General features: G+C 48.8%; 16 protein-coding genes. 8 read left to right on the forward strand and 8 right to left on the reverse strand.

Features of this window, described 5'->3' with window-relative positions; translation table 11 throughout:
• Nucleotides 1-116: 116 nt before the first annotated feature.
• The 4 genes from ACR6Z4_RS22630 to ACR6Z4_RS22645 form a co-directional block, all read right to left on the reverse strand.
• Nucleotides 117-1,847, reverse strand: coding sequence for a sensor histidine kinase (locus ACR6Z4_RS22630; protein WP_479719592.1), 1,731 nt, complete (start codon nucleotides 1,845-1,847; stop codon nucleotides 117-119).
• Nucleotides 1,848-2,352: 505 nt separating this feature from the next.
• Nucleotides 2,353-2,838 carry a glycosyltransferase gene (locus ACR6Z4_RS22635; protein WP_479719593.1) on the reverse strand — a complete coding sequence of 162 codons (486 nt, stop codon included), beginning with the start codon at nucleotides 2,836-2,838 and terminating at the stop codon, nucleotides 2,353-2,355.
• Between the two features lie 77 nt (nucleotides 2,839-2,915).
• Complete coding sequence (locus ACR6Z4_RS22640) at nucleotides 2,916-3,554, reverse strand: flavin prenyltransferase UbiX (RefSeq protein ID WP_479719594.1); 639 nt, start codon at nucleotides 3,552-3,554, stop codon at nucleotides 2,916-2,918.
• Between the two features lie 191 nt (nucleotides 3,555-3,745).
• The gene (locus tag ACR6Z4_RS22645; protein WP_479719595.1) at nucleotides 3,746-6,223 is read right to left on the reverse strand and encodes a ribonuclease R family protein; all 2,478 of its coding nucleotides are present in this window, start codon (nucleotides 6,221-6,223) and stop codon (nucleotides 3,746-3,748) included.
• Between the two features lie 173 nt (nucleotides 6,224-6,396).
• On the opposite strand from ACR6Z4_RS22645, the gene ACR6Z4_RS22650 reads away from it, so the two are divergent.
• Nucleotides 6,397-6,555 carry a hypothetical protein gene (locus ACR6Z4_RS22650; protein ID WP_479719596.1) on the forward strand — a complete coding sequence of 53 codons (159 nt, stop codon included), beginning with the start codon at nucleotides 6,397-6,399 and terminating at the stop codon, nucleotides 6,553-6,555.
• Nucleotides 6,556-7,684: 1,129 nt separating this feature from the next.
• Here the strand turns inward: ACR6Z4_RS22650 and phoU are convergent.
• Nucleotides 7,685-8,338, reverse strand: coding sequence for a phosphate signaling complex protein PhoU (gene phoU, locus ACR6Z4_RS22655; RefSeq protein WP_479719597.1), 654 nt, complete (start codon nucleotides 8,336-8,338; stop codon nucleotides 7,685-7,687).
• A 534-nt stretch (nucleotides 8,339-8,872) separates the two neighbouring features.
• Between phoU and psaM the strand changes: the two genes are divergently transcribed.
• Both psaM and ACR6Z4_RS22665 read left to right on the forward strand, forming a co-directional pair.
• Entirely contained in the window at nucleotides 8,873-8,968 is a 96-nt protein-coding gene (gene psaM, locus ACR6Z4_RS22660; RefSeq protein WP_479719598.1) for a photosystem I reaction center subunit XII, read from the forward strand.
• A 280-nt stretch (nucleotides 8,969-9,248) separates the two neighbouring features.
• Nucleotides 9,249-9,665, forward strand: a complete 417-nt coding sequence (locus ACR6Z4_RS22665) for a slr1601 family putative cell division protein (RefSeq protein ID WP_479719599.1) — start codon at nucleotides 9,249-9,251, stop codon at nucleotides 9,663-9,665.
• 87 nt (nucleotides 9,666-9,752) lie between these two features.
• On the opposite strand, the gene ACR6Z4_RS22670 is transcribed toward ACR6Z4_RS22665, so the two are convergent.
• Nucleotides 9,753-10,127, reverse strand: a complete 375-nt coding sequence (locus tag ACR6Z4_RS22670; RefSeq protein ID WP_479719600.1) for a hypothetical protein — start codon at nucleotides 10,125-10,127, stop codon at nucleotides 9,753-9,755.
• A gap of 209 nt (nucleotides 10,128-10,336) precedes the next feature.
• On the opposite strand from ACR6Z4_RS22670, the gene chrA reads away from it, so the two are divergent.
• The 5 genes from chrA (at nucleotide 10,337) to ACR6Z4_RS22695 (ending at nucleotide 15,374) form a co-directional block, all read left to right on the forward strand.
• The gene (chrA, locus tag ACR6Z4_RS22675; protein ID WP_479719601.1) at nucleotides 10,337-11,587 is read left to right on the forward strand and encodes a chromate efflux transporter; all 1,251 of its coding nucleotides are present in this window, start codon (nucleotides 10,337-10,339) and stop codon (nucleotides 11,585-11,587) included.
• A 119-nt stretch (nucleotides 11,588-11,706) separates the two neighbouring features.
• Nucleotides 11,707-12,462, forward strand: coding sequence for a hypothetical protein (locus ACR6Z4_RS22680; RefSeq protein ID WP_479719602.1), 756 nt, complete (start codon nucleotides 11,707-11,709; stop codon nucleotides 12,460-12,462).
• Nucleotides 12,463-12,690: 228 nt separating this feature from the next.
• Nucleotides 12,691-13,302: a fasciclin domain-containing protein gene (locus tag ACR6Z4_RS22685; RefSeq protein ID WP_479719603.1), complete on the forward strand. Its 612-nt coding sequence runs from the start codon at nucleotides 12,691-12,693 to the stop codon at nucleotides 13,300-13,302.
• A 215-nt stretch (nucleotides 13,303-13,517) separates the two neighbouring features.
• Complete coding sequence (locus ACR6Z4_RS22690) at nucleotides 13,518-14,564, forward strand: threonine aldolase family protein (protein ID WP_479719604.1); 1,047 nt, start codon at nucleotides 13,518-13,520, stop codon at nucleotides 14,562-14,564.
• A 204-nt stretch (nucleotides 14,565-14,768) separates the two neighbouring features.
• A complete protein-coding gene (locus tag ACR6Z4_RS22695; RefSeq protein ID WP_479719605.1) occupies nucleotides 14,769-15,374 on the forward strand; it encodes a peroxiredoxin in 606 nt (201 codons plus the stop codon).
• Between the two features lie 405 nt (nucleotides 15,375-15,779).
• Here the strand turns inward: ACR6Z4_RS22695 and ACR6Z4_RS22700 are convergent, their stop codons facing one another.
• Nucleotides 15,780-17,141: an SLC13 family permease gene (locus tag ACR6Z4_RS22700; RefSeq protein WP_479719606.1), complete on the reverse strand. Its 1,362-nt coding sequence runs from the start codon at nucleotides 17,139-17,141 to the stop codon at nucleotides 15,780-15,782.
• A 109-nt stretch (nucleotides 17,142-17,250) separates the two neighbouring features.
• Complete coding sequence (locus ACR6Z4_RS22705; protein ID WP_479719607.1) at nucleotides 17,251-18,441, reverse strand: AI-2E family transporter; 1,191 nt, start codon at nucleotides 18,439-18,441, stop codon at nucleotides 17,251-17,253.
• Nucleotides 18,442-18,444: the final 3 nt, after the last annotated feature.

Raw genomic sequence — 18,444 nt, forward strand, 5'->3', positions numbered from 1 at the left:
CATCAAGAAAAACCGACGATTATGTTTGGACGACTGTTTTCGAGCCATTATTTTCGAAAGCGCAGCGGCACCGTGCTGTTAAACTTAAATCTCTGAGCTAATTAAATCTGCGACCATTAAGCAACATCCGCACCATTTTCATAAGTTTCTAGGGCATCTTCACACAGCAGGGGCAACAGAACAGTGAACGAGGTGCCCACCCCTTCCTGGCTATTAAACTTAACGGTGCCCTGATGCGCCACCACGCATTGTTTGACAATCGCCAGCCCTAACCCAGTGCCCCGAATCATCCTGACATTGCTAGCCCGATGAAACAATTCAAACAAACGCGGCTGATCTTCAAACGGAATGCCAATGCCATGATCCCGGACTTCAAACATGATTTCCGTATCCAAAACCGATAAGGCAAACTCTACCTTGCTGCCTTCTTCAGAATACTTCACCGCATTAAACAGCAAATTGGTCAGAATCGATCGCAATAAATTGGGGTCTACCGCTGCTTTTTCGCACCTCACCTGACTTTGAAACAACACAATATGCTTGGAGCCTGTTCCCATTTGAATTTCCTGGGCAATTTCCTGGCAAAATTGCTCTAAATCCAACAGGATCGGTTTAAACTCTAACTTCCCGGCTTCGGCTTTGCCAAGGGTCAGCACATCTTCCAACAATTGCGTCATATTTTCGACGGCAACTCGGCTGCGTTGAAAATATTCTTGCTTCTTGTCTTCCGTCGTCATGTGCCCATATCGCTCTAGCAACTCTAACGAGGTACGAATGACGGTTAGAGGCGTCCGCAGTTCATGAGACACCATCGACACAAACTGCGACTTCAGTTCATTCAGTTCTCGCTCTTGCTGCAAGGCAAGGCGCATTTCATATTCTGCTTGTTTGCCCTCTCGAATCAAACGCTCACGGGTGCGAATGCTGTCTACCATGCTCTCAAAGACCTTTGCCAGGGTACTCATCTCATCGGGAAACTGCCCCCCAGTTAAAGAAGACAAATTTAGCCCATAGTTCCCTTTACCAATTTGCTCTGCCGACAACGTTAACTGCGAGAGGCGTTTGGTCAGCATCCCCGAGAGAATGTAGATCAAGATAAACAAGATGCCGTAGGTGATGATGAAAGAAATCAAAATGCGGCTGCGGATAGCATCTTGAACTTTCAACACATAGTCGGCTTCGATATCCAACCCCAAAACGACGACGCTTCGGTTGTCCAGGGTGCGTAGCGGAATCGCCGCCGAAAGCCATGCTCCCCACTTGTCTTGATAGATGTCGGGCATTTCATACAGTTGTCGGTCTCGGTAGACGTGGTGCGCGACCTGACCCGCCTGCTGCGATTCTAGAAAGTGTGCGGCTTTTGAGGCGTCATAATTTGCCCACAAATCAACAAGATAGACAATTTCTAACTGCTCTTTGGTGTTAGTCGTCGAACCCACCCGGCGATTGGACTCTGGCAACCCAACAACGTAGGAATAGAGCCATGCGCGGGGTTCAATGCTGTGAACGGTTTCAAACCAATCTAATTGACGACGGTAACGCGGGTCATCGGAAAAGCCATTGGGATTGCGATCGCCACTTTGATACAAGGCAAGCAGTTCATCAACATCAGCACCCGCTGCCGCTCCTTGCAGGGTAAATCGCATATCCGTTTTTAAGCGAGACAGAGTTTTTTCGGTTGCAAAGGTATAAAACCAAAAAAAAGCCCCAGCAAACACAACGCTAAAGATAATGCTAAAACCAATCAGTAGCTTGACTCGCAAGCTGACAGGCTGAATGGATCTTCGCCAGAAACGAAATGTTTTTGAACGATGCGGTTCTTTAGACTGACGATGCTGCAAAATCACCTCGGTGGTTCCCTAACCATTGCCGCAAAAAATGATGACGAAATCGGTTAACGCTATCTTAGACCACGAGGGTTTGAGAACGCTCGTCTCTCGTGTGGTTTCGTGTGATGGGTTGATCACTGCTCTACTTCACTTTTTACGAGACAGCATAGAGCAATCAGAAAGGATCTGATATCTTCTGATATCCATAGCAATTGTCGAGACGGTTAAATCAGGAAGTTGTGTGAGAACCCTTGCTCCGCGAGGGTTCTCACACAACTTTAGTCTTAATCAACCCCTCGACTGCTATAGGGGTTCGGGCATAGGAGTTGGGCGTGGATCATAGACGAGATGTTTTTGGGCAAACATCTTTCGCCAATTCTGGTTCAATTCTTATTCCAATGCATTGCATTGAAATTCTCTAGCTCCGCCTCCTTAGTCTAACGGCTGAGCCGCATTAGAGTGATATTCAGGCTGAGCCTGGATACCAGGAATGACAGGCAAGTCTCTTAGCCGCTTAACTGGGTCAACCATTGGATCCAGGCTTGCGCCCGCACCGACCACGTACAGTTTTGCTGAATGTAGCTGACTTGTCGTTGCAAAGAAGCGTCTGACAATCAGTCGTAACCGCCTGAGCCATTTGCAAGATCTCGACGGTTTCTCTAACAAAGTGGTTGATATAGTCTGTCCGTTCTGCAAGCGTTAGCTCAACGGTTTTAGAAAGAGGTGAGACGGTGCTGTTGATCGGGACAAGTCGGGCAAACCGGGCGGTAGTCTCCGGTAATGCTGCCAGATGACTGGTGATGATCTGACGACCACACGCCATTGCTTCTAAAACAGATTTACAAAAGGTTTCCGGATAGATATTGGGATAGGTTAGCGCCGTCACCTGTTGCAGTTCTTGGGCTAAAGCAGGTTGCGGCAACGAGCCGATATATTCCACCCCTTCAGTATCTCGACAGCGCTGATAAAGCTGAGCGTAGTGATCTTGTTCGGAGGCAATCTGGTACACCTTCAAGCTCGAAAATACCTTCAATCGTGTTCCCGGAACGGTCTGCCGGATTCGGGCATACAGTCTCCGGCTGCACTTTACTCTTCTGCTAAATGCCCTTGCCAACGCTGGATGGGGACACAATCTACATTCAATTGATCCAGCGCCCGTGCTACGACAAAATCGACCAGATCGTCGATGGTTTGGGGATTGTGGTACCAGGCAGGAATAGCTGGCACAATTCTAGCGCCCGCTTCTGCCAGTGTGGTCAAGTTGCGCAAATGGATCAGGCTAAACGGGGTTTCGCGGGGCACAATCACCAACTTACGTCCTTCTTTTAACTGCACATCCGCTGCCCGTTCTAACAAATCAGAACTGAGTCCGGCGGCTAGTTTTGCGACCGTACTCATGCTGCACGGCATCACCACCATACCTAAGGTACGAAATGACCCGCTGGCAATATTGGCACCGACATCGCCCCAAGGATGGCAGCGCAGCTTACCCGCCGTTTCCACCCCTGCCTGCTGTCGCCAAAACGCCTCTTGCTGGCTGGGTTCTACAGGCATCCGCATACCCTGTTCTGCTTGCCAAACCATAAAGGTAGATTTTGAGGCAACTAACTCGATCGCATACTCAGCCGCTAATAAAAATTTGAGCGCCCGCACCGCATAAATCAAACCCGATGCTCCGGTGATCCCCAAGATCAAGGGCAGAGAAGAAGAGGAAGAAAGAGACACGTTTTGGATAGCGCTTTGCGCCCTAATAAATTACAGACAGATGAATGGAAGCCATGCAAAGCATGGCTTCCATTCATCTGATTCAGAACGTTGATTTTTTCTGATTCTATAGCGATCCTGAGATGCATGACCCTGGAATTTTGGTTGAGAGAGCGGCTTCGCCGCTCTCTCAACCAAAATTCGGTACGAGCCTAATCGTAGTCTTCGACAAATTCGCTGTTGCTTTCGCGGCGATCGCCGGTTTCGTCAAATTCTGGATCCAGGTCATCATCAGGCAACGAGATGTAAGGTTCGGAGTTATAGGGTTCCGAGTTATAGGATTCGGAGATTGGCTCATCGCCATCTTCATCTCCGGCTTCACTACCACCACCCACTGCCACCAGGTCAATCTGCTGACGATAGTAATCGACGCTCTTCACCTGAACTTCGACGCGATCGCCCAACCGATATTGCTTACGGTTTTTGCGACCGACGAGTTTTTGTTGACGCGAGCGATATTCATACCAGTCATCTTTTAAGGAACTGACATGCACCAGGCCTTCGACCAGCAACTCTTCGATTTCAACAAAGAACCCATAGGACTGCACCCCCGTAATCAACCCGTGGAAGATTTCGCCAGTGTGCTGTTGCATGAACTCTGCTTTTTTCAGCCCTTCCAGATCTGCCTCTGCCTCTTGAGCCAGTTTTTCGCGCTCACTCAAATGCATGGCGATCGCGGCAAAATGTTCTTCTAGATGGGTTTGCACATCGGGGGGCAAAACATTCCAGCTAATTTTGTCGTGGCAAGAGCTACTGCGCAAATCAACCTGCTCTTTAGACCGACTGGATTTGCGATCGCGCCCATGATCAAACACCGCATGCAGCACCCGATGGATCAATAAATCTGGATAGCGTCGCAGCGGTGAGGTGAAATGCACATAACCCGCTTCTAACGCCAGCCCAAAGTGGCTACCGGGAGTGATGCTATAGACGGCGGGTTTCAGCGTAGACAGCAACAGATAGGTCAACACCTTCTCAGCCTTAGACTGGGAAAACTGTTGTGTCAAACGGTGATAGTCCATCGGGCTGACCACTTCCTCATTATCGAGGTGATAGTCGATCCCCATGTTGCTGATCAGTTTTAGCAGTTCTTGAACATCGCCGGGGTCAGGGGTGCGATGCACCCGATACAACGCTGGCACCTGGAGCGCTTTGAGATGAGAGGCAATGAGTTGATTGGCTAACAACATCATCTCTGTCACGATCGAGCGCGCAGGCAAAAAGGACGACACCACCATCGCCCCCAATGCGCCTTCATCGTCATACTGAAACTTGGTGGAAAGGAACTTCCCTAATTCTGGATTTGCCTCATCTGGGAAGATCCGTTCGGGCAGGTTGAGATCAAACGCACCCCGACGTTGCCGCTGGATGCGGATCGCTTGGCTGACGGTAAACAGTTGATCCAGCATTTCAAAAATCGGGCTGAATTGCTGCAACTCATCGACCGATGGCAGGGGATAAGCCGACGGGGCTGCCAACTCTTCAGGGTTATTGCGTTGAATAATCGCCTGGGTCTGTTGATAGTTCAGCCGATAATCTACATTGACCACGCTGGGCTGGATCTCAAAATCCACCACTTCCCCTGTTTCCGTCAGGGTAATGAGAACCGAAATTGCCAGGCGGTCTTGTCCGGCTTCGAGGGCACAACAGCGATGGACGGCATCCGGGAGCATGGGCAAAACCGTTTCACCCAAATAGATCGACGTACCCCGCCGTTGGGCTTCTTGATCGATGGATGACTGACCTGCCACATAAAAGGAAACATCAGCAATGTGCACGCCTAGCAACCATTGCCCCGAATCCAACCGTTCTACCGTCAGGGCATCGTCAATGGCAGGCCCGTTTGCCCTGGGTGGACCATCGATCGTGACAGTCGGCACATTGCGCAGATCCAGCCGCTTTTTCATGTCCGTCTTGCGCAGCTTGCTGGGAAGGGCTTTCGCTGCCTGAATCACGGCATCGGGAAAGACCTGGGGCAAGTCGTGTTTGCACGCCACAATGTCTATATCTGAAGCAGCTTGAGCGTCGCTTCCTAAAATCTTGGCGATGCGTCCGACGGGTAGATTTTGCCCTAAGGGATAGCGCAGGATCTCAACATGAACGAGTTGTTCAACCGCTTCTTCCAGGTTGACCCCATTGGCTTTGAGAGCAAGCTCAAACAGCAGCCGATCGTCTAACGGAACGGCGTGATAGGCATCTTCAACCTGTTTGACTTTGGCTAAGACCGATGAGTTAGCTCGTTCTAAGATCAGGCGGACTTCACCTTCGGGGCTACGTCTACGACTGCCCTCTTTGGTGACTTTTACCAGGACGCGATCGCCATTCCATGCGGTATTCAAGTGGCTTTCGCGCACATAAACATCTTCTGTGCCTTCAACATCTTGAATGGCAAAGCAAAAGCCTTTACTAGAACACCGGAGCTTGCCTTCAATGACATCTTCTTCAAATATGCGGCGATATTTGCCTCGATCTTTGACTAAGATGCCAATCTTCTCTAAAGCATCTAGTGCGATCTGTAATTTTCGAAGACTAAACTCATCCTCACAATTGAGCTTTTTTTCTAAGACCTTAGGGGCTACCAGCTTATCGTCTGGGAAATTGGCTAGTAGCGATGCGATTGAAAATTCCATGTAGCGATTGATCCTTGATCTATCGAATTGCGGTTTCCTGACCTTTCCTCAAACTGTTTCCGGTAGCGATCTGTTACGGACGGATCGGTGAATTTTATAAAACCGGCGAGGTATGGTTGTCAGCACGGCGTGGCTGTACTTGCAAACATAGACCTCTGGGTTTTATTTAATTGATGATCCTCAGGGCTGAACTGGATGCAGAGGTGGTCTCTCTGTGTGAGGGCGCACTCCCTACCCCCGTTCAAACCCATTGGCGATCGCAACTGACTGCCGATGGAACGAAGACTCAACGGTGTCCTAAAACGTCTTCATCCGCGTCTGAAGCAGCATAGAAACATTGCTGGCTTTGCGTCTGACACAGCACACAACTTAAGTCAGACTCGCAGCAACCCATCTAGCAAAAGAGCACTTAACCAAATCCGTTGCTTAGCTAAATGCCACTATGCACACCAAACTAATCTCAGGTATCTGACTTATCTCAACCCGTTCTGTAAACCCCAATCTCTGGCTAATCCTGAATAGGGATGAACTTTACCGGAAACGGTTGTGCTAATCCAGCTTACCCCAGCGACGCAGTCCTAATAAAAAGAACTAGTATGGCAAACACCAAATTATACGACCTGGAGGTTTAGAAGCTACGCTCCTACAAAGAGGTTGACCCTCTTCACCCCCTTCCAATTTTTTGCTTGGGTTTACTAGACTCTCCTTGCACTGCTGATACACACACCTCTTAACCCGATAGAGTCAAGTTTGTGTTTTATAGCGTTAGCCATCCCATTTAAGCCAGGGGGTATGAAGGCTACACTCCCAGCCAGGAGTTCCACCCCTGCATCCTGTCTTAACTGATTTGGCGATCGCTATAGAACTAGAGTCAGTCGTCCTCTAGCCCTCCACACTATAACCCTGCTCGATCTGACAATCAAAATTTTGATTGCTGAGTCAAGAGGTATCCCTGTTCCCATGACATACGCCACTCGCATCAGAATGTCCCTACATTAGACCTCTTGTCCATGAGATGGTTGGGATTGCGGCAGCTGCGCCACCGTTTACTCCTCTCGACAAGAAATCTATTGATTGGAATAGGAACCTCCTAAAAACGACCCACACGATTTGGCACTTACCTGCAAGGCAATTGCTCCAGGCTCAAGATTTAAGAGCAAATCCACATCCTGTAACACTTACGAAGTACCTCCAGGGGGGTGAGTCGTAGCCATGAACAGGTATTTCTACAATTAAGTGCAAACATTATCAGTAATTTCGCACTTTTTCCATTTTATTTTATTTATCCGCCCGTAGATTCTATCGTGTTGACAAATTTCGTCACGTTTCTCAGGCAAATCTCAGGCGAATTTGTATCCCAGCCATTTCTGCGGGTGGTCGTGCTTCAAATATGTTGTTAATTTTCTGCCAAGACTCCCAGAGCGCGTCTCTCCAACGAATCAACACCACTAGAGTGTCAGCCTATCGTTGCCCGGTGACAATATAAGCCACTCGTTTGCCAATATTGGTCGCGTGATCTGCCATACGTTCTAAATAGCGAATGGCTAGCACCATCAACACGATCGGTTCGATCACCCCTTGAACATTATTTTGTAGCGCCAGCAATTTATAAAGACTGTCGTAGTCAGAATCTACGGCATCGTCTTTAATTTTCATATCCAATCCCGATTCGGCATCCAGCTCAGATAGGGCTTCTAAACTCATCGCCAGCATGGCTCGACAGCGATCGGTCATGATTTGAATCCGATCCATACAAGGGTGGGGCGGGTAGGGAAAAAGTTTAACGGCAACTTCCCCCAGATCTTTGGCATAGTCGCCAATGCGTTCGAGATCGCGCACCAGTTGCATAATCGCACTGAGCATCCGCAAGTCTTGCGTCACAGGAGATTGTAGCGCCATCAAGTTCACACAATCGACTTCGATCTGGCGATAAAATTGGTCCACCTGTTTGTCTTGAATTGCGACTTGGGTTGCAGCTTCTAAATCTCGTTCAAACAAAGCTTTGCGGGCAAGCCAACAGGAATTTTCTACCAGCGCGCCCATACGCAAAACATCTCGCTGTACCCGTCTGATCTGACGGTCAAACTGAGGTCGAGCAGGTCTAGAAATATCCAAAAGAAGTCACCCAGTGGTTTAAATCATTTTAAAAACGGTTAAAAAATGGAGATAGTGCAATTTTAGCGATCGCCCATTGTGGGTAATGACCTGAGAGTATCTCAATCGTTTTCTCAATCCGTCTCTCTGGGGGGAGAGAGCCAGTGTGAGATGGCTGAAGGAGCGGGAAGGATTTTGAATAGAACTTTTAGATAAATAATAATTGAACCGTCGAACTTGAACGGTTTACTAGATCACTCCTTTGTTAGATTACGCCGATATGGCAATTATTTTTTGGCTAACGATTTTTAGTTGATATCTGGTTTGGGTCCCAACGCCGTTGCGGACATCATGGTGAACTTCAGGTTGACCTCTATACTTTATAGAAATTAATTTTATTTTAAGCAATCTTGTTGTTAATGGGATTTTGAGGATCTGATTCAAGAAATTTATTACGGCTTGTAACAAGTCGTTCCACAATAGCAGAATTTATCAGAAATTGGTGAACAACCCGTCATATATGGGCATCTCGAATCTAACAGGAGACGTTTGATCATGTCTTTATCAGATACTCAAATCTTTGTGGCTTTGTTTACCGCTTTGATTCCTGGATTTTTGGCTTTCCGTCTAGCTACAGAGCTGTATAAATAAGCTCTAGTGGTCGGTTAGTGCGCTATTGGTGGGGTGCAGGGCTTAAAACCCCTGCGTGGGGATAAAACCCCCTTCATCCCCCAAAAACTTTTAATTGAGTTGATTTAGTCGCAACGCTTTGCTAAAAGCTTTGCGTCTCTCACTCGGAAGGGTCTATATTGAGGGTTAATTCTTATATCTGGTGCTAACATGGCGCATATTTGTGTCAGTTGGCTGCCGGACAGGAGTTAGCCCTATCTTTTTTGGTTTGCTCTTTGGCACAGCAAGTTTTCTGAATGTTATGAACGCTTTGCAACCCCCTCAAAAACGCCCCTCACGTACCGCCGCTGCTCCTCGTCGCAGAGGTAGCCAAAATGCGTTGCGCCATAGACAACGTGCGTCTCATCAGGCGATCGCATTTGAGGCAGGGGCAAAGTTGGCGGTTAATGTGGTCTTGGCGATCGCGGCTGTGTCGGCGTTGGTAAAGCTGGTACCCTATAATCTGGCACAACAGAACAAGCTAGAGAAATTGCGCGGTGAAGTGGCATTGGCACAACAGGATGTTGACCAATTGCAGTCGGATTTCGATCGCTATTTTGACCCACAGCAAACCGATCGAGTGATGCTGGAAGAAGGCTATCGGATGCGCCCCAATCAGTTTCGAGTGATCTGGTCGAACCCTGCGGGGAATGCGGTGCCACCCCAACCGATGCAGTAGCGGTTGGGGCGAAGCATTCGGCACACCAGCTCAAGATAAAGCCATGAAATTTTTGCCCGAATGCTTCGCCCTTACGGGGTTCGGCTCTTAGGCAGAAACAAACGCTTGGGCTGCTTGGATGGCAGCTTCTAGTTCTTCGCGGCTGTGGGCTTTGACCGTGAGCTTTTTGCCATTGCCTTCGACGGAAAGTTCGATCGGTTTATTAGACAGGCGATCGCCCAAAAATCCCATCAGTTTTAGCGCATTCTCTTTACTCACCTCTGCCATCAACATCCCTACCAAAAACCCAGCCCCTTTTCCCTGTTTGGGTGGATTGGGATCACGGACGAGATCAACCGTTTCTACTTCGTCCATGTCCTTCAATTCGTTTCTGAGTTGTTGGGCTTGTTCTTGTCTTTCGTCGGGGTCTAAATCAGGGTCATTGAAGGCGATCGTCAGTTTGATGGGGGATGATGAAGTCATAGGTAGCAATGGGGTAAATTTTCGCTCAAAGGCTTTATCCTCAATTCTGGCATAGCGATCCGGTGGGATTGCCAATCCCAGAATTTTAAGATCCCAGCATTTCTAGAATATGCCAGGGATCTAGTGGATTGGCGTTGTGATGCGCCCGACATGGAGCTGGCGATCGCAGTTGTAAAATGGGTCAATGAATTTTGTGCTCGGAAGACCCTATGACACCCCCAAAACCTACCGTTGAGGTCAAACATCCATCAGATTCCAGGTCGAGTCGGTTACTCGACCTCTGTCGGATGTTTCTCAGACTGGGAACCATTGGGTTTGGGGGACCCCAGGCACATATTGCCCTGATCAATGACGAAGCAGTGGTACGGCGGGGATGGCTGACCCAGGAGCAATTTACTGAGGGGTTGGCGATCTGTGAAATGTTGCCGGGGCCTGCTTCGACGCAGATGGGCATTTATACCGGCTATGTTCGGGCAGGACAATGGGGTGCATTGGTAGCGGGGCTGTCTTTCATTGCTCCTGCTTTTTTGATTGTGCTGGCACTATCGTGGGGATATTTCAAGTTTCAAGGGTTGCCGCAGGTCAATGCCCTGTTTCTGGGAGTTTCGCCTGTAGTCAGTGCCATTATTCTGGCATTTTGCTGGAAGCTAGGGCAGAAGACAATTCAAACCTGGGCAAGTGGTGCGATCGCCTTCGGTGTTTTTTTGCTCAGCGTATATTTCAACGTCAACGTTCTGCTGCAATTTATTAGTGCCGGATTGATTGGCATCGGGCTTTACCGACCGCCTTCACCCCCATATCCACCCAATACACCATCCGTCAAGGGGTGGCTACTGCCACCCCTACCGTTATTGCTTGCCAATGTACCCGCTGATAGCTTAACGCTGTCTGGCATTTGGGGCTGGGAACGGATTCAAACGTTTGGGCTACCCCTGGGTTTGTTTTTTCTCAAAGTAGGTAGTTTCATTTTTGGGGGTGGCTTGGTGATCATTCCGTTACTGGAAAGTGAAGTGGTCGAAACCTTCCAGTGGTTAACCCGCGAAGAATTTATCAATGGTGTAGCCATCGGGCAGTTAAGTCCGGGGCCGGTGGTACTGACGGCTGCGTTTGTTGGCTATAAAGTCGCCGGTATTTTGGGGGCACTGGTATCTGCGATCGCCATCTTTACTCCATCTTTTCTGTTTATCATGCTGGCATCGCCCATCCTGCTGCGCCTGCGCCAAAATCTCTGGATCAAAGCCTTCCTCAAAGGGGTGATGCCCGCCGTTTTAGGAGCGATCGCCGCTGCTGCCATTCCTTTAGCACAGTCTGCGTTTGTACATGATCAACTCACCACAACGCTTGGCACCATCACCATCGGCATCATGGCTCTGGTGGCTCTATTGCGCTACAAAATTCCTACCTGGCAATTGGTGCCAGCCGGAGCCGGATTGGGGTTATTGCTGGGTAGTCTGCTGTGATGGGGGCTTGTCCAGAAAAATAACGTCAATGCGTCACCAATTTTGTAACGGAGCCATAGTCAGTCCGCTTTGCTAGTTATTGTAAATGAAGGCTACAAAGAAGAAAGGACGCTTGATTTATGGTTCGTTTGACACAATCTCCTAAGGGTTCCGCTCAACCGCTGGCAACGCTACTATTGACCGGCGCACTATTGTTAGGTGCAGGTACAACGATCGCCCAAACTGCACTGGCAGAACCGTTGTCTCGCACTGCTTTACAAGAACTCAAGCAATCGCGTGGCGATCGCCCCACTCACAGTTCGCCCCAAGAGGATCTGCGAGTTCGCCCCGAATACTATCAAGCCCATCAACGCTTGCCCCGCCCTATTGCCCGCAAGGTACGTCAGGCACTGGCAGCCCACCTTAACGTGGCTCGTCGTGATGTGCAAGTCATTGGCTATCGTTACCAAACCTGGTCGGATAGTTGTTTGGGTTTAGGCTCACCTGTTGAACTCTGTGCCGCTACGACCGTTGAAGGATGGCGGGTAGAAGTCACCAATGGCGATCGCAGTTGGTTTTATCGCACTGATACCACTGGCAATACGATTCGGATGGAAAGCCGGAGTGAAGCTGGCTTGCCTCGCACGGTGCGCGATCGCGTTTTGCAGGCAGCCTCAGACCGTTCTGGCATCCCGGTCGAAAACTTGAAGGTAGTCGAAGCAGAATCACAAGTATGGAATGGTTGCCTGGGTATCGATCCGGGTCCCAATGGCGCGTGCACTGAAATTGCTATTGATGGTTGGCGCATCGTCGTTGAAGCGGATAGCGAACAATTTACCTATCACACCAATCAAGATGGCTCGGATATTCGCCTTGCCGGTGCCATTACTTTCTAAAACTCACAAATTAAATAAACCCCGAAGATTGATTTTTGGAAGCGCGGCGTTGCCGCGCTTCCAAAAATCAATCTTCGGGTTTGTGAGATATTATTTTTCAGGACGCCCCAGAGCGAAATTCTATCTTGCGGAACTATATCGCGTGGCAAACGTCACAACACGTGACTTGCTTTCGCGTCTCGTGCGAACTCAACGGTTTTCGTAACATCTGCATTCAGGGGATTGGCTATGAATACTCGGTTCGATCGCTTTTCTGTGCGTACCTTTGGCATGATCGGGTTGATGACGGTGGGCTTATTGTTCAGTGCCAGCAAGGGTTGGACAACGGTGGCTCCGGCAACAGATGGGGCGATCGCCCAGGCAGGATTGTCATCATCGCTTAGCACTACTGGAACACTGGTGGCTGAAGCCGGAGATATTGTCGATGTAGCAATGGCAGACGGCTCCTTCACGACCCTACTGAGCTTGTTAGACGAATTGGGCATGACCGAAGACCTCAGAGGCTACGGTCGGTTTACGGTCTTTGCCCCCACCGATGCAGCCTTTGCCGCTGTTCCAGCCAATATTATGACGGTACTGCAAGGCGATCGCGACCTGATGGCAAAAGTGTTGGCATATCATGTGATTGCTGCCGCAGAACCGATGACAGCTGATACCATTAGCGGTTCCATGAACGTTCGCACCTTAGAACGCAGCGAGGTAGAAATTGCCCGACGCAGCGGCAATCTTTACGTCAATGATGTGCGCGTGGTAGATGCTGATATGGAAGCCGAAAATGGGGTGATTCATGCGATCGATGAAGTACTAATTCCACCGGATGTATTGTCTGCGGTTCGGTAAGTATCCTGACAACATTAAAATCCATCCCTTTTATGAGACGGCGCGGTAGAGCCGTGCCGTCTCATAAAAGTGAATCAAACTCTTTTTTAAGCGTCCTAACCGTGCAGAAACGCTGGTTTTTGATAGCATTTCCTGCGGAGATCGATTACGGTATTGTGTGAGAGCCGCACGCTGTGCGGCTCTCACACAATCCTTGTATTTATGGCGATACCTGCATGGAGAGCGCACTCGACCAGTTTGCCAGCGACAACTATTCGGGCATTTGCCCAGAAGTGATGGAGTATATTGCCAAAGCCAATATTGGTAGTGCCATGGCATATGGCAATGATGACTGGACGCAACGCGCAGCAGACTCATTTCGGGAGCTATTTGAAACAGACTGTGATGTCTTTTTTGTTTTCAATGGTACTGCTGCCAATTCCTTGTCTCTAGCGTCGCTCTGCCAGTCTTACCACAGTGTCATCTGCCATGAAACGGCGCATATTGAAACCGATGAATGTGGCGCACCAGAATTTGCTTCCAATGGCTCCAAACTATTGTTGGGTAAGGGTGAGAATGGCAAGCTAACGCCTGAATCAATTGCAGCGATCGCCACTAAACGCTTAGATATTCACTACCCCAAACCCAAAGTTATCAGCATTACCCAACCGACCGAATTGGGTACCCTTTATAGCCTGGATGAATTAGACGCAATTCAAGCGATCGCCCAAACCCATGACTTAAAAATCCATATGGACGGAGCCCGATTTGCCAATGCGATCGCAGCGATGCAGGTCAGTCCGGCAGAGCTAACCTGGAAGCGCGGTGTGGATGTGTTGTGTTTTGGGGGCACAAAAAATGGCATGGCGCTGGGCGAAGCCATCCTGTTTTTCGATAAACCCCTGGCAGAAGACTTTGCCTATCGCTGCAAACAAGCCGGACAACTGGCATCCAAAATGCGATTTATTGCTGCACCCTTTTTAGGCTTACTGGAAACGGGCGCATGGCTGAGCAATGCCCGTCATGCCAACGATTGTGCCGCCTATTTAGAACAACAGTTAGCCAATATTCCCGAAGTGACGTTGATGTTTCCGCGCCAGGTTAACTCCGTCTTTGTTGCCTTACCAGAACCTGTCTTGCAATTCCTCAAAGACCGACACTGGCAGTTCTACACCTTCATTGGCGTGGGGGGCGCTCGATTGATGTGCTCCTGGGCAACGACCCAGAGCCGTATCGATCAACTGGTCAGCGACATTAAACTGGCGATCGCCACTCTTGACTAGAAAAGTGCGGCAAGTTACTGAGCGACTGCTATACTCTTCAAGAAAACTTTAGATTTTACTCAAAATCGTTATGACTATGATATATTCGTAACGGTTTGTAACCCATACGTACAACGGCTCAGTGTGGCTACTGTCATGCTGTGCTGGGGCTGTACACAGTAGACAACAGTAGACAGTAGACCTAAGTTATTAAGGAGAGAAAGTATGACCCATGGTTCCGAAGGATGTCTCCGGGTTGGTCAATCTGCACCTGATTTCACTGCTGATGCTGTGATCGATCAAGAGTTTAAAACCATCAAACTATCTGATTATCGCGGTAAGTACGTTGTTCTGTTCTTTTACCCCCTGGACTTCACGTTCGTTTGCCCGACAGAAATCACTGCATTTAGCGATCGCTACGAAGAATTTAAAGCCCTCAATACCGAAGTGTTAGGTGCTTCTGTCGATAGTGTGTTTTCTCATCTGGCATGGATTCAGACCGATCGCAAGAGCGGCGGTGTGGGCGACCTCAACTATCCCCTGGTTGCCGATATCAAAAAAGAAATCAGTTCTGCTTACAACGTTCTTGACCCCGACGCGGGCATTGCCTTACGAGGTCTGTTCATTATCGATAAAGATGGTGTGATTCAACATGCAACCATCAACAATCTAGCCTTTGGTCGCAGTGTCGATGAAACGCTGCGCACCCTGCAAGCTATTCAACACGTCCAATCTCACCCCGATGAAGTCTGTCCTGCGGGTTGGCAACCCGGCGACAAGACCATGAATCCCGACCCGGTGAAGTCTAAAGAATACTTCGCCGCTGTTTAAACACCAGGATTCCAACCCAAAGAGTGTGGGAAGTGCTGCTGAGCAGTATATCCCACACTCTTTTTTTGGCGTTGCTGATTTTGGGTATGAATTTGAACGTGAAACCAAAGGTTTCACGTTCAAATTCATACCACTATTGAGCAATGCCCTTTTTTTGGCGATCGCATTGAGATATCACGCCATAGATCACAGAAAGGGGATTGATTGAAACACTGCGCGGGATGAAGCATTTCAATCCATCATCTGTCCCAACTGGATTGCACCCAGCGCTATGAATGTAGTGCTTTGCGCTTAGATAGATGTGTTTTTTGTGTGAGAGCCTCGCTCCGCGAGGCTCTCACACAAAAAACGCTTACTTCACGCCATTGAAAATTCCTATAGACAAAGTCCGCACAACTTGTTTACCTATTGCCCTGACAGATGACCAACGGGTAAAAAGAAACGAATCACCACATACAAAGCAGCTGTGATCAGTTGCATCGTCATCACGGGCAAGCCGTAGCGCAGAAAGGTCTTAAAGGGAATGCGGCGTCCATGTTGCTCAGAAATACCCGCCGCAACAATATTGGCAGAGGCACCCACCAGCGTTCCGTTGCCCCCTAAAGTTGCCCCAAACATCATGGCGTAAAACAAGGGCAATAGTTCTGGATCAAACTGTCCTTGAAAGGTGGGGCTGAGTACGTCTGACGAAACCACACCAATATTCACCAAATATTGCTTGAGTAAGGGCACCATTGCCACGACTAAGGGGATATTGGGCACCACACTGGAGAGAAGACCGATGACAAATAGCAAGGCAATGGATCCAAGCAGGATATTTTTGCCCAAGAGGATAGCCAGCAATCCTGATAGTGCTGCAATTACACCTGTTTTCTCCAATCCCCCAATCAAGACAAAAATCGACATAAAAAAGATCAGGGTGCTCCAATCTACATCGCGCAAAATATTGTTGACTGTGTCAATCTTGCTGTGGTGCGCCAGGAGCAATGCCAGTGCTGCTCCCATTAAGGCAACAGCAGCCGGTGAAAGGGGGACAGGCAATGTTTCACCAATGACAAAAAAGGTTAAGACGAAGGTCACGATCAGGGCACCCATGAGCAAAACGCGCGGATGGTTGATAGTGGGGTGGGGCAGTTGTTCTAAGTCGTCGATTTGGGTGCGCCAGATTTTAGGAAACAGCACAGGAATCATTACGACAATCGTGGCGATCGCCACGACACCCCCCAAACTTAACCGCTGAAGATATTCAATGAAACTGATATTGATGGCATCGCCCACAATAAACGTGGCAGGATCTCCAACCAATGTCAGCAGTCCAGCACTGTTGGCAACCACAACCATCAAAATCAGCAACGGCACAAAATCAATGCCGATTTCTGCCGCCATGGGTGGAATCAACGGAGCCAATAACATCACGGTTGTAGCGTTGGGCAACACAGCACAAATCGGTGTCGTAATCGCCACAATTCCCAGTAACAAGCGCTTCCCACTGCCGCGTGCCAAAATTACAATCTGAGTTGCCAGGTAGCTAAACACTTTTGTAGGTTCAAATGCCCGCACTAACACCATCACGCCAAAAAACAATGCCAGGGTCGAGTAGCTATTGCTGATGTAAGCGATCGCTTCTGTTAATGTCATCACATGGACAAACACTAACAACAATGCGCCTAACAAGGCAGCAACCGTCATCTGTATCCATTCCGTCATGACGAGTACAATCACGCCCATGAAGGTTACCGTAGCCCAAATTGCCTGCCAATTTTCCATTACAGATCCTCGGTATGATGCCATCCATAGTTGTATTGTTAGGCGTTACTGATTGGAAGGACAAATTTAAAGGTGAAACCTTCAGATTCATTCCGATCTTCAGCAATGCCTATTTTGATTCATCCGTAGGTGCCTCGACTACGACTGGAGCCGATGCCCCAGGCGGTTTATCTGTCGGTTCAGTCGGAACAGACGGAGGGATGATGTCAGGTGCCGCAGGCAGTTGAGGGGCGAGATTGCTGGCGGGAAGGTGTCCAAGGAACGAGTTAGAGGGTTGGCGATGCCAGCGATCGAGAATATCTTTCATCAAGGCTTCTTCGATCCAGGTTTTGGCAACCACCGTCAACGGTAGAGCCAGCAGCAATCCTAAAATACCGAAGAAGCTGGCAAAGAAAATCTGAGCAATCAGGGTTAACGCCGGTAAAAGCGATACTTGCTGTGCCATCACGGTGGGCGTGAGCAAGTAGCTTTCAATTTGTTGAATAAAGAAGTAAAGAATCAGAACAGCGATCGCCTTCCAGGGAGCATCCAACAAGGCTACTGTTAGCGGAAAGCCAATGCTGAGGGTTGGTCCGATATTAGGAATGAAATTCAGCAACCCTGCCAACAGCGCATGTGCCAAAACAAACCGGATTTGCAAAATCCACAAGCCCACCCCACTCAACGCTGCCACAAACGAAGAACTAATTAATAACCCTGCCAACCAGTTGCCCAACGCAACTTCGCACTTCAACATAATTTCATCTGCCCGCACCCGATAAAAGGATGGAAACAAACGAATGAAGGCATTGCGATAGGCTTCAGGGTCTGCCAACATCATTAAGGTCAAAATCACGACTAATAACAGTTTTAATAACGCATTCAGCGAATTAGAGAAAAAGGCAAACAGTTCTTGAATCAGATCTTGAGCAACAGGTTGCAATTGCTGGGTGAGATCAGAAGTACTGGGGAGCTGGACTTCGGGAAACCAGGATGGTCGCTGCAAGATCAAGTTATCCAGACGTGCCAGGATTTGAATCACCGCACTGGGTAGAATTTTGACCAATTCGACAAACTGATTGACAAACGGTGGCACAATCAAGCCTGCAAACAAAATGCCTAGAAACAACGTCATTCCCAACGTCATTAATACCGCAAAGCCACGCTTTAACCCTGATTTTTGGAGCCGTCGTACCAGGCTATTGAGGGCGGTTGCTAAAACAACTGCCGCAAAAATCAACAACAATAGCTCCCGGATTTGCCAGAGAATGATCAGCGCGATCGCCAGACAAATAACACCCAACCACTGACCAAAATTCACGTT

Source organism: Calyptranema fuscum S582 (genome assembly GCF_055793305.1).